We start from the raw sequence: 11,031 nt of genomic DNA, 5'->3' as shown, positions 1-11,031 counted from the left end.
GCAATTGCGCTTGCGGCAAGGCCCAGTCCGCCTGCCTTCAGAAATTTACGACGTTCCATGCGTTTCCCTCCTGCGGTGTCGTGTCCTCGACGAGGGATCGCGGTCTTGACGCCGCTTCATCTTTCGCCGGTGGCCGACGTTTCTTGGTGTCCGAAATTCAATGTTCCCGGATCGCAGGCAGCATGACCAAAGGGGAACAGCAAATCAAGCTCGCTTTGGTTGTGCGCCTGCCAAGCCGATCAATGCTGCGGCGCGAACGCGGCTTCCATGGCCTTGCGCGCCTTCACCGTTTCGTTGCCCGGGTCGAATTCGACATCGCTCCAGCGTACCAACGTGCCATGGGCGACGTCGTGCTTAAGCTTGAGGCGATGTGCGAGCCCGATCGGCAGGGCCCCAGCCCTGAGGCTCGCGGCCGCCGGTATCAGCTTGCCCCATACCGTGTAGCCGCCTTCGCCGTCGAGCATCTCCCCGGCACGCAAGTTACGTTTGGCCACGGCGGCGACGTCGCCGCGAAAGCCGTAAGGCTGCCCGGTGGGCTCGCCCCGCAGCGCGGCCGACAGCACCGAGATGTTCAGCTCGAGCCCGATCAGATGGTAGGGCTTGTACATCGCGGCATAGCGTCCGCTCCCATCGGTCTTGAGGCCGTATTGCCTGAAGCAATCGGCGGCATAGTCGTTGGGCGCCTCCAGTACCACATAGACGCCCCAGCGCAGGTCGCGAAACACCGGCCGGCCGTCGCGCTCGAGCGAGGAGACGACTTCGACGACACCGGATCGCTCCAGCACACCGCCGCGCGAGCGCGGCCGCATGATGTGCGGCAGATCATCGACGCCGCACGGCGGAAACGCCAAGCCGTCCGCGGGCACGTCGAGGCCGCAGGCATTGGCGATCGCGGCCATCTCGATCGCCGATTTGGTGCCGTCAAGGAACGAGTTGAACATCTGCGGATTCATGCCGGCCGACTGCGCTTCGCCCGCGGTCAGGCCGTAATGCTGCCAGACACCGTCGGGCGTCACGTCGTGATAGGCCGGCAGGTACTTCGTGCCCTTGCCGGCGGCAATGACGTGAAATCCAGTGGCGCGGGCCCAATCGACCATCTCCGCCGTCAGCGCCGGCTGGTCGCCATAGGCGAGCGAATAGACCACGCCGGCTTTGCGCGCTTCGTCGGCGAGCAGCGGGCCCGCCAGCACGTCGGCTTCGACATTGACCATCACGATATGCTTGCCCGCCGCGATCGCGGCGCGCGCGTGGGCAATGCCGACGGCGGGATTGCCGGTCGCCTCTACCACCACGTCCATGGCGCCGCCGGCAATGGCGCGCGCGCCGTCATCGGTGAACACGGTCGCGGCGATGCGTTCGGCATCCCAGCCGACGGTCCGGCAGGCCTCGCGGGCCCGGTCGCGGTCGATGTCGACGATGATGGGCACCTCCAGCCCCGGCGTGTGCGGCACCTGTGCGAGGAACATCGAGCCGAACTTGCCGGCGCCGATCAGCGCGACACGGATGGGCTTGCCGGCGGATGCGCGGGCTTGCAGGAGGCGGAAGAGGTTCATGGGGGGTCCGAGATCGCTATGGCTGTCAGGTGACACTGTCAAACTTCGTCATTCCGGGGCGCGCGAAGCGCGAGCCCGGAATCCATTTCTCCACAAGCACTGCGGCCCGATGGATTCCGGGCTCGACGCTCCGCGTCGCCCCGGAATGACAGGTTACTCCGCCGCCTGCCGTGGTGCCCGCGCCAACCGCAGCAGCGCATCGTCGTCCACCGTCTTGATCGGCGTGAAATCGCGATGGGCGATGTAATCCGGTCGTGTCGGTGTGCGGATATGGTTCGAGACCGCATTCAGCGTCAGGTACACGATCTTGCGCGGATAGGGCGTGATGTTGCCGCTGGAGCCGTGCACGAGATTGCCGTGGAACATCAGCATGCCGCCGGGCTTGCCGGTGGGCGCGACGATGCCGCCCTGCTTGACGAGGCGCGTGACCGTATGCTCGTCCAGCGTCCATAGCGGATAAGAGGTGGTGGCAAGATCGTGCGAAGCCTCGAGATCGCCGGCGTTCTGGCTGCGCGGCACCAGCATCAGGGGGCCGTTGATCGGCATCACCTCGTCGAGGAAGATCGCGATGTTCATCGCCCGCGGCTCCGGCATGCCGTCATCGCGCTTCCAGGTGCCGTAATCCTGGTGCCATTGCCAGACGTCGCCGGTGAAGGCCGATTTCGCGTTGATCTTGAACTGGTGCATGTAGACGGGCTCCCCGAACACCTGCTCGACCGGTTCGATCATGCGCGGATGCGCGCCGAGGATCGCGAACGCCTCGTTGTAGAGATGCGCGGCAAAGGCCGTGCGCGGCGCTCCGCTCTTCTCGCGCCAGACCTCCGGCCGGTTGGCCTCATAGATGGCGACCGCCTCGCGCGCGAGCAGGTCGACCTCCTCTTGGGCGAACAGCTCGGGCAGGAACAGCCAGCCCTCGCGGTGGAAGAACTCCAATTGCTCCTGAGACAGTTTCATGGGCCGTCCTCCTGTTTGCTTTGTTTTGTCATTCCGGGGCACGCGAAGCGTGAGCCCGGAATCCATTCCTCCGCAGTCTCTGCCGCCCGATGGATTCCGGGCTCGACGCTCCCGGGCCGCGCTTCGAGAGGTCCCGTCGCATCGCCCCGGAATGACGGTGGCAATCGCTACGCCGCCGCCTCTTCCGTCGCCCGCAATCTCTCCTCGGTCATCCGTCCCGCCGTCTGCGCGTGCGCGAGCGCGGCGCGTTCGGCCGCTTTCGCGTTGCCGCTGAAAATGTGCGCGGCAATATCGGCATGCTCCGCCCAGGCGCTGGCGCGATAATCGAGCTCGGAGAGCACCGTCGCCATCGAGCGACGCATGTGCGGCCATTGCGGCGCCATGGTCTCCTCGATCACGGGATTGCCGGCGAGCTGATAGATCGCGCGGTGAAAATCGACATCGAGGGTGATGAGCTCGGATAGCGTGGTGTCGCGGTCGCTGCAGCGCCCGGCGGCGAGCGCTGCCTCCAGTCGCGCGCGTCCCGCTGCGTCGCTGGCCGCGCGCTGAGCGGCCAGCCCGGCCGCCAGCGCGTCGATGGCGCCGCGCACCTCGTAGAGCTGACGGATGCGCGCGGGATCGAGCTGAGTCACTTCAAAGCCACGGCGGCCGCTCTCGGCGACCAGGCCCTGCCGATGCAACAGATGCAGCGCATGCGACACCGGCTGGCGCGACACGCCGAGCCGATCGGCGAGCTCGTTCTGCCGGATGCGCTGGCCGGGCCGAAGCGTTCGGTCGGAGATCGCCTCCAGGATCCGCGCATAGACTTGGTCGATCAGGTTCGGGAGCGGGTCGAGAGGGATCACACCGGCAGCTCCAGAAGAACGAAGGAATACGGAATTCCGTATTCGAACTTACGCTCGGCAAGGTGGAGCGTCAAGCCGTATCTCGGGCGATCCCAAGGGCTTCACGTCACCCGGGTAAGCTGTTGAATTTCCTGAGTCCGTCTACTGTGCATGGGGTTGTTTTCGCGACAACGGGTCCGGATCTGACCCATCCAGCACCTCCACCTCCATCGTGGCGATGTCGTCCGCATCGGCCACCGCCTCGATCGCCCCGATCCGCTCGCCCACGAACGTCACGCGCAGGGCAATGCGCAGCTGTCCGCCGAGGATGACGGCAGCACCCAACTCACCATCGACCAGCGCCGTGCGCGCCGTCCGGGCGCGGCCCTTGTAGAGCTGCGCGACAGCCTCGGCGCCGCGCACCTCCGCCAGCGAGCCGAGCCGCACCGCCGCCTGATCGGCGCGGAATACCACGTCGGGATCCAGCACCGCGAGCAGCCCTTCGAAATTGCTCTCGCGCGAGGCTTTAAGAAATGCATCGACGATCCTTCGCTGCTGCGTCAGATCCGTCTCGGGCACCGGTGCGCCCTGCACGCGCCGCCGGGCGCGGCTCGCCAGCTGCCGCGAGGCATCGACCGAACGGCCGACGATCGGCGCGATCTCCTCGAACGGAACGGCGAACATGTCGTGCAGCACGAAGGCGAGCCGCTCCGCGGGCTGCAGCGTTTCCAGCACGACCAGCAGTGCCGCGCCGACGGAATCGGCCATCTCCGCCTCTCGCTCGCTTGTATCGTCGACCGGCTCGGGTACGTGCGGACCCATCGGATCCTCGCGACGCGACTTCCGGGCGCGCAGCATGTCGAGGCAGATGCGCGCCACGACCGTGGTCAGCCAGCCGCGCAAATTCGCGATGTCGGACAGGTCGTAGCGGCTGACCCGCAGCCAAGCCTCCTGCACGGCATCGTCGACCTCGGCGCGCGAGCCCAGCATTCGGTAGGCGACCGCACGCAAATGATCCCTGCTCGCCTCGAACTGCTCGGTCAGAAAATTTTCTTCGGTCATCGGTCACATTCCCTCGTCGCGATCCGTCATGCCCATGACGAAGCCAATCCGGCCGATGTGACCGGAACCCTCTAAATTCGACAGATGGAGACGCAACATGATGCACGCCCGCATGAATCATCCCGTCATGGTCCTGCCGGAGGCCATGAATGTCCTTCAGTCCCTCGGCAACCTGACAAAGCAGGGTCTGCCGGAAAGGCTCCTCGAACTGGTGCACCTGCGCGCCAGCCAGATCAATGGTTGCAGCGTCTGCGTCGATATGCACCCGAAGGTCGCCCGCAGACTGGGTGAGACCGACGAGCGCTTGTTCGCCGTATCCGCTTGGCGCGAGGCGCCCTATTTCACGGACCCCGAGCGCGCCGCGCTGGCCCTGACCGAAGCCGTCACGCGCCTCGCCGATCGCGAGGATCCGGTGCCCGATGCGATCTGGAACGAAGCCGCCAAGCACTTCGACGAGCGCGAGCTCGCCACCCTGATCCTCGCGATCGCGACGATCAACGTGTGGAACCGCCTGAATGCGGCGATCAAAATGCCCGTCGGCGTGTGGAAGGTGTGAGCTACTTCGCCAGGAATCTGCTCACCACCTCGCCGAACTCGAGCGGCGCCTGCTCGAACATCCAGTGGCCGGCGTTCGCGATCACCGCCGTCTCGGCGCCCGCGATGTGCGCGGCCAGCACGCGCCACATCACCGACAGGCTGCCGGTGGTGGCGCCGCCGCCGATCAGCAGCGTCGGCGTCCTGATCGCCTGCGCATCGCTGAGGGTGTAGGGCCGGCGCTGCTCGTTGATCTGGCCAAGGAAGGTGAGCGCGTTGTCGCGGAGTTGTTGCTTGGCCGCAGCCGGCACGCGCCGCCAGGAACCGTCGCCCTCGATGCCTTCGTAGAAATTCCGCACCGCGCCCTCGAGGTCGCCGCCGCGGATCATCTCGACCGATCGCGCCGTGCGGGCCGCCAGCGACGGATGCGCGGGCGTGCCTTCGGGCACAGGCAGGGATGGGTCGAGATCGCCGCCGGGCTCGGCCAGCACCAGCTTGTGCAACAGATCAGGCCGCGCCTGCGCCACGCGAAAGGCGATGTGTCCGCCGCGCGAATGGCCCATCAGGTCGACGGGGCCGGGCCTGACCTGCGCGATGAAGGCAATCGTATCGGCGACGTGCTGCGCCATCTTGTAGTCGTCGCCGACGGCGTCCCAATGCTCGGGAAAGAAGTGCCGCAGGCTGACCGCGATCACGCGATGGGATTTCGACAGCGGACCGAGCACGGAATACCAGGTGCGGAAGTCGCCGAGTGTGCCGTGCACGCAGACCAGTGGCGGGCCCTCACCGACCTCGAGATAGGCCATGTCGTAACCATTGACGCGGAAGCTTTGCATGGTCAGCTCGCCAGAAAATCCAAAACCACTTCGGAGAATTTCTGCGGCGCCTGCTCGAACATCGGATGCGTCGCGTTCGGGATGATCGCCGTCTTGGAATAGGGCACATGCGTGGCCAGCGCATGCAGCACTTTCGGCAAGAGGCCCTTGGTCCGCGCGCCCAGGATGAACAGCGTCGGCATCTTGATCGCCTCCGCATCCGCCTTCGAGAACGGCGGGCGGCTGTCGCGGACCTGGCCGATCAGCGTAAAGGCATTGTCGCGCAGGTTCTGCTTCACCATCGCGGGCAATCGCGGCCAAGTGCCTGGGCCTTCCAGCGTGTCAACGAAGACGGCGAGCCCGCCGTCGACATCGCCGGCCGCGATCTTCTCGGCCGAGGCCGTGAAGCGCGCCAGCAGCGGCGAGGGGCCGCCGACGTAGTCCGGATCAAGGCTCGCATCGAGCTCGCCCCCGGGCTCGGCCAGGATCAGCCGGCGTAAGAGATCGGGCCGCTGCTGCGCCACGCGGAAGCAGATATGCCCGCCGCGGGAATGGCCCATCAAATCGACCGGTCCCACATCGAGCTTGTCGATGAAGGCGATGACGTCCTCGACATGCTGGGCGATCGAATAGGTGTCACCGACGCCGTCCCAGCGCTCCGGGAAGAAGTGCCGCAGGCTGACGGCGATCACCCGGTGCCGCTGCGTCAGCGGCCCCAGCACGCAGCCCCAGACGCGAAAATCGTTCAGCGATCCATGCACGCAGACCAGAGGCGGACGGCCCCTGTCTTCGCCCACGTCGAGATAGGGCATGTCGTAACCGTTGACGTGGAGGCTCTGCATGATGGGCTCGGGAGAGGATTGGACCGCCTGTGCAAGATTCCCGGAAACCGGGTGGATCGCAACTATTTCCAAGCCTAGATTTGGCACGACATCAAAGTGGGGGCCTGCAACGGAAGCAAGCCAGGAACCTAGACATGACCGACCAGCATTTTGCCCTGTTCGACACAAGGATCGGCCTGTGCGCCATCGCCTGGGGCCCGCGGGGCATCAACGGCACGCAATTGCCGATGGGCGGCGAGCAGAAGATCCGCACCCGCATCAGCCAGCGTCATGCCGACGCCGTTGAGGCCGAGCCGACCGCCGAGGTGCAACAGGCGATCGATCGCATGACGAAACTGCTCGCCGGCGAGCCGGACGATCTCATCGACATTCCGCTCGACCTCGACGGCGTGCCCGAGTTCAACCGCAGCGTCTACGACATCGCCCGGGCGATTCCGCCGGGTAAGACCATCACCTATGGCGACATCGCAAAACAGCTCGGCGGCGTCCAGCTGTCTCGCGACGTCGGCCAGGCGCTCGGCCGCAACCCGTGCCCGATCGTCGTGCCCTGCCATCGCGTGCTCGCCGCGGGCAACAAGCCCGGCGGCTTCTCGGCGAATGGCGGCGTGGTCACGAAGCTGAAGATGCTGGAGATCGAAGGCGCGCTGGTGAACCACACGCCGAGCTTGTTCGATTGAGGATGCTTGCGCTGACCTCGTAGGGTGGGCAAAGCGAAGCGTGCCCACCATATCGTCGTAACCTGGACAGGTGGTGGGCACGGCGCTTCGCGCCTTTGCCCACCCTACGAGACCTCAACTAGATCTTCGCCGCCGTCTTCCTCCAGTACCGATCGCGCAAATGCCGCTTCACCAGCTTGCCGGTCGGCGTGCGCGGCAGCTCGGCTTCGAAATCGATCGAGCGCGGGCATTTGATGGCGGAGAGGCGGCTCTTGCAATAAGCGATCAAATCGGCTTCGAGCGCCTTGCCGGTGCGGCTCATGTCGTGCGGCTGCACCACCGCCTTGACCTCTTCGCCCATCTCCTCGTTCGGCACGCCGAACACCGCGACGTCGGCGACCTCAGGGTGCGTGATCAGCACGTCCTCGGTCTCCTGCGGATAGATGTTCACCCCGCCGGAGATGATCATGTAGGACTTGCGGTCGGTGAGATAGAGGAAGCCGTCCTTGTCGAGATAGCCGACATCGCCGAGCGTCGACCATCCCTTGGCGTTGTAGGCCTTCTTCGTCTTCTCGGGGTCGTTGTGATAGGTGAAGGCGGGCGCGTCGGCGAAATAGACCGTGCCGATCTCACCGACCGGCTGCTCCTCGTCGTTCTCGTCGAGAATCTTGATCTTGCCGACCACGGCGCGGCCGACGCTGCCGCGATGCTCCAGCCATTGCTGCGAGTTGCAGACGGTGACGCCATTGCCTTCAGACCCGGCGTAATACTCGATCAGGATCGGCCCCCACCATTCGATCATCTTCGCCTTGACGTCGACCGGGCAGGGCGCGGCGGCGTGGATCGCGCCCTTCAGGGTGGAGACGTCGTACCTCGTGCGCACCTCGTCCGGCAGCTTCAGCATGCGCACGAACATGGTCGGCACCAGCTGCGATTGTGTCACCTTGTACTTCTCGACCAGCTTCAGGAACTCTTCAGCGTCGAAATGCTCCATGATGATGGAGGTACCGCCGAGCACGATCGCCATCATGTTGAAGCGCAGGGGTGCCGCATGATAGAGCGGCGCCGGCGACAGATAGGTGCTCTCCGCATTCATGCCGCACATGTCGGCGCAGAGCACGCGGAGGAAGGCGTTCGGCACGTCGATCCTGTTGCCTTCGAAAGCCTTCTTGATTCCCTTAGGGCGCCCGGTGGTGCCCGACGAATACAGCATGTCGTAGCCGGCGACCTCGTCGGCGATCGGCGTCGTCGGCTGCGCGGCGGCTTCCTTGTCGTAGGAGCGGAAGCCGGGCAGCGGCTCGTCCATCATGTAGAAGATCGGCTCACCGGGCGCGCCCTTGATCAGGCCCTTGATCTGGTCGGCGCATTTCGGCGTCGTGATCACGACCTTGGCGCCGCAATCGGCGATGATGTAATCGATCTCGTCCTGCTTCAGGTAGCGGCTGATCGCGGTGTAATAGAGCCCGCTGCGCTGTGCCGCCCAGCACAGCTCCATGAAGGCGAGGCGGTTCTCCATCAACAGCGCAATGTGGTCGCCGGCCTTGAGGCCAAGCGAGCGGAACAGATGCGCGCCCTGGTTCGAGAGCTCGTCGAGCTCGCGATAGGTGATCGCCTTGCCGGTCCCGGCCATCTGGTAGGCGATCTTGTCGGGCGTCGTCTTGGCGTGGATACAGGGGTGGGTCATGGCGTTTCCTCAAAACGTGAAATGGCGAGTAGCGAGTGGCGAATAGGGAAGAAGGGCAAACCGCTCTTCGCCTACTCACCATTCGCTACTCGCCACTCGCTACTCGCTTTTGTTCTTCTTACAGCCGCTCCACGATCGTCACATTGGCCATGCCGCCGCCTTCGCACATGGTCTGCAGGCCATAGCGCTTGCCGCGCTGGTGCAGCGCGTGGACCAGCGTCGTCATCAGCTTGGTGCCGGAGCCGCCGAGCGGATGGCCGAGCGCGATGGCGCCGCCGTTGACGTTGAGACGCTCCGGGTCGGCGCCGGTGGTCTTCAGCCAGGCGGTCGGAACCGAGGCGAAGGCCTCGTTGACCTCGAACAGGTCGATGTCGCCGATCTTCATGCCGGCCTTCTCCAGCGCGCGCTTGGTGGCGTGCAGGGGAGCATCGAGCATGATTACGGGATCGCCGCCCGTCATGGTCATGTGATGGATGCGGGCGAGCGGCTTGACGCCGAGCTGCTTCAGGCCCTTCTCGTTCACCACCATGACGCCGGAGGCGCCGTCGCAGATCTGGCTGGCGCTGGCCGCGGTCAGCTTGCCGTTCTCGGCGATCAGCTTGACCCCCTTGATGCCGTCGAGCGTGACGTCGAAGCGGATGCCTTCGTCGATGTGGTGGGTGTCCTTGCTGCCGTCGGCGCGGGTGATGTCGAGCGGCACGATCTCCTTCTTGAAGTGACCTGCTTGCGTCGCCGCGATCGCGCGCTGATGGCTGTCGTAGGAATATTGATCGAGCTCATCCTTGGAGAGGCCGTACTTCTCGGCCATCATCTCCGCGCCGGTGAACTGGCTGAACACGATGTTCGGATATTTCCTCTCGATGCCCGGGCTCTTGTAATTGCCGAAGCCGTTCTTGGCCGGAAGCTGCGATGACAGGCCCATCGGCACCCGCGTCATCGACTCCACCCCGGCCGCGATCACGACGTCCATCGCACCCGACATCACCGCCTGCGCGGCGAAGTGCAGCGCTTGCTGCGAGGAGCCGCACTGACGATCAATCGAGGTGCCTGGCACACTCTCCGGAAGCTTCGAGGCCATGATCGCGTTGCGCGCGACATTGTTGGACTGTTCGCCGACCTGCATCACGCAGCCCATGATCACGTCCTCGACCTGGGCCGGATCGACCTTGGTGCGGTCGACCAGCTCGTCCAGCACCTTCGCGGCGAGATCGGCCGGATGCCAGCCGGCGAGGCGGCCCCCCTTGCGCCCGCCGGCGGTGCGCGCAGCGGCGACGATGTAAGCCTCGGCCATGTCGGTCTCTCCCTGAATTCTTTATTGGGTGGGTTGTCGGGCGGATTTAAGGGTCGGACCATCGTTTAGTCAATCGATCAATTAACTCTTGTGATGAGGCGCTGCTTGCGCTTATCTGCGCCCCGCTTCCAGCGGCCAAACAGGGATCTCCGTGGCGACCAGCGTACCGAACAGGCTCCCCAGCGGGAAAAATTCCACGGCAGAGAAATTGCTGGTGGCCGCTAGCGAGCTGATGATCGAACGCTCCTCGATCGAGATCTCGCTGTCCGATATTGCGCAGAAGTCGGGCGCCAACGCCGCACTGGTCAAATATCACTTCGGCAACAAGGACGGCCTGTTGCTGGCGCTGCTCGCGCGGGATGCCGCGACCGAGATGTCCAATCTCGAATATCTGCTGGCGCAGCAGATCACGTCGACGGCAAAGCTGAAGCTGCATATCGGCGGCATCATCCGCGCCTATCACCGGTTCCCCTACATGAACCGGCTGATCCACTATCTGTTGCACGAAACCAGCGCGAGCTCTGCCGACGAAGTCTCGAAATTCTTCGTTGCGCCGCTCTTGGACTTCCACCGCCGCTTGCTGGCTGAAGGCGTCAGCCGCGGCGAATTCCGCCCGACCGATCCGGTGCTGTTCTACACCAGCCTGATCGGCGCCTGCGATCACCTGTTCTTCGGCCGGCACGCGATGTCCCGCGCGACCGGCGTCGGCCCGGTCACCGACGATGTCTGCCGGCAATACATCAAACACATGGAAACGCTGATCTGCGGCGGCATCCTCACGCAAGCCGAGGAAGCCGCTGCGGCCGGATAGTCCGG

12 protein-coding genes (1 of these 12 running past the window's edge) are annotated in these 11,031 nt (G+C 65.0%); 3 read left to right on the top strand and 9 right to left on the bottom strand.

Annotated elements, in window-relative coordinates:
- The 5 genes from dctP to I6F16_RS15955 all read right to left on the bottom strand — a co-directional run.
- A protein-coding gene (gene dctP / locus I6F16_RS15975) for a TRAP transporter substrate-binding protein DctP (RefSeq protein WP_035996972.1) crosses the window boundary here: on the bottom strand, positions 1–59 show its beginning. Its footprint begins 1,030 nt before the window's first position; 59 of the gene's 1,089 nt are visible here — the first part of the coding sequence; its start codon is at positions 57–59; its stop codon lies beyond the left edge, outside the window.
- A gap of 180 nt (positions 60–239) precedes the next feature.
- Positions 240–1,553 (bottom strand): Gfo/Idh/MocA family oxidoreductase, encoded by a 1,314-nt coding sequence (locus tag I6F16_RS15970; RefSeq protein WP_225111497.1) that lies wholly within the window; start codon positions 1,551–1,553, stop codon positions 240–242.
- Positions 1,554–1,706: 153 nt separating this feature from the next.
- Entirely contained in the window at positions 1,707–2,507 is an 801-nt protein-coding gene (locus tag I6F16_RS15965; protein ID WP_225111498.1) for a phytanoyl-CoA dioxygenase family protein, read from the bottom strand.
- Positions 2,508–2,674: 167 nt separating this feature from the next.
- Positions 2,675–3,352 (bottom strand): GntR family transcriptional regulator, encoded by a 678-nt coding sequence (locus I6F16_RS15960; protein WP_225111499.1) that lies wholly within the window; start codon positions 3,350–3,352, stop codon positions 2,675–2,677.
- A 141-nt stretch (positions 3,353–3,493) separates the two neighbouring features.
- The gene (locus I6F16_RS15955; protein ID WP_225111500.1) at positions 3,494–4,393 is read right to left on the bottom strand and encodes a sigma-70 family RNA polymerase sigma factor; all 900 of its coding nucleotides are present in this window, start codon (positions 4,391–4,393) and stop codon (positions 3,494–3,496) included.
- Positions 4,394–4,493: 100 nt separating this feature from the next.
- On the opposite strand from I6F16_RS15955, the gene I6F16_RS15950 reads away from it, so the two are divergent.
- Positions 4,494–4,949, top strand: a complete 456-nt coding sequence (locus I6F16_RS15950; RefSeq protein WP_225111702.1) for a carboxymuconolactone decarboxylase family protein — start codon at positions 4,494–4,496, stop codon at positions 4,947–4,949.
- Position 4,950: 1 nt separating this feature from the next.
- On the opposite strand, the gene I6F16_RS15945 is transcribed toward I6F16_RS15950, so the two are convergent.
- Positions 4,951–5,763, bottom strand: a complete 813-nt coding sequence (locus I6F16_RS15945) for an alpha/beta hydrolase (protein WP_225111501.1) — start codon at positions 5,761–5,763, stop codon at positions 4,951–4,953.
- Positions 5,764–5,765: 2 nt separating this feature from the next.
- Positions 5,766–6,584 (bottom strand): alpha/beta hydrolase, encoded by an 819-nt coding sequence (locus I6F16_RS15940; protein WP_225111502.1) that lies wholly within the window; start codon positions 6,582–6,584, stop codon positions 5,766–5,768.
- 134 nt (positions 6,585–6,718) lie between these two features.
- On the opposite strand from I6F16_RS15940, the gene I6F16_RS15935 reads away from it, so the two are divergent.
- Positions 6,719–7,261 (top strand): methylated-DNA--[protein]-cysteine S-methyltransferase, encoded by a 543-nt coding sequence (locus tag I6F16_RS15935; RefSeq protein ID WP_225111503.1) that lies wholly within the window; start codon positions 6,719–6,721, stop codon positions 7,259–7,261.
- 118 nt (positions 7,262–7,379) lie between these two features.
- Here I6F16_RS15935 and I6F16_RS15930 read toward each other — a convergent pair whose 3' ends face one another.
- Both I6F16_RS15930 and I6F16_RS15925 read right to left on the bottom strand, forming a co-directional pair.
- Positions 7,380–8,924, bottom strand: coding sequence for an acyl-CoA synthetase (locus I6F16_RS15930; RefSeq protein ID WP_225111504.1), 1,545 nt, complete (start codon positions 8,922–8,924; stop codon positions 7,380–7,382).
- 118 nt (positions 8,925–9,042) lie between these two features.
- A complete protein-coding gene (locus I6F16_RS15925; protein ID WP_225111505.1) occupies positions 9,043–10,215 on the bottom strand; it encodes an acetyl-CoA C-acetyltransferase in 1,173 nt (390 codons plus the stop codon).
- Positions 10,216–10,423: 208 nt separating this feature from the next.
- Between I6F16_RS15925 and I6F16_RS15920 the strand changes: the two genes are divergently transcribed.
- Positions 10,424–11,026 (top strand): TetR family transcriptional regulator, encoded by a 603-nt coding sequence (locus I6F16_RS15920; RefSeq protein WP_225111506.1) that lies wholly within the window; start codon positions 10,424–10,426, stop codon positions 11,024–11,026.
- The last annotated feature ends 5 nt before the right edge of the window (positions 11,027–11,031 follow it).

The sequence above is a fragment of the Bradyrhizobium sp. IC4060 genome (assembly GCF_020193715.1).
Classification (GTDB): Bacteria; Pseudomonadota; Alphaproteobacteria; order Rhizobiales; family Xanthobacteraceae; genus Bradyrhizobium; species Bradyrhizobium yuanmingense.
The sequence above is the reverse complement of the archived record's forward strand: the minus strand, read 5'-3'. Positions and strand labels throughout refer to the sequence as shown.

Excerpts from the sequence above, each read along its gene's own strand:
- I6F16_RS15970 (WP_225111497.1), bottom strand. The coding sequence starts at position 1,553 with ATGAACCTCTTCCGCCTCCTGCAAGCCCGCGCATCCGCCGGCAAGCCC.
- I6F16_RS15965 (WP_225111498.1), bottom strand. The coding sequence starts at position 2,507 with ATGAAACTGTCTCAGGAGCAATTGGAGTTCTTCCACCGCGAGGGCTGG.
- I6F16_RS15955 (WP_225111500.1), bottom strand. The coding sequence starts at position 4,393 with ATGACCGAAGAAAATTTTCTGACCGAGCAGTTCGAGGCGAGCAGGGAT.
- I6F16_RS15950 (WP_225111702.1), top strand. The coding sequence starts at position 4,494 with ATGCACGCCCGCATGAATCATCCCGTCATGGTCCTGCCGGAGGCCATG.
- I6F16_RS15945 (WP_225111501.1), bottom strand. The coding sequence starts at position 5,763 with ATGCAAAGCTTCCGCGTCAATGGTTACGACATGGCCTATCTCGAGGTC.
- I6F16_RS15940 (WP_225111502.1), bottom strand. The coding sequence starts at position 6,584 with ATGCAGAGCCTCCACGTCAACGGTTACGACATGCCCTATCTCGACGTG.
- I6F16_RS15935 (WP_225111503.1), top strand. The coding sequence starts at position 6,719 with ATGACCGACCAGCATTTTGCCCTGTTCGACACAAGGATCGGCCTGTGC.
- I6F16_RS15930 (WP_225111504.1), bottom strand. The coding sequence starts at position 8,924 with ATGACCCACCCCTGTATCCACGCCAAGACGACGCCCGACAAGATCGCC.
- I6F16_RS15925 (WP_225111505.1), bottom strand. The coding sequence starts at position 10,215 with ATGGCCGAGGCTTACATCGTCGCCGCTGCGCGCACCGCCGGCGGGCGC.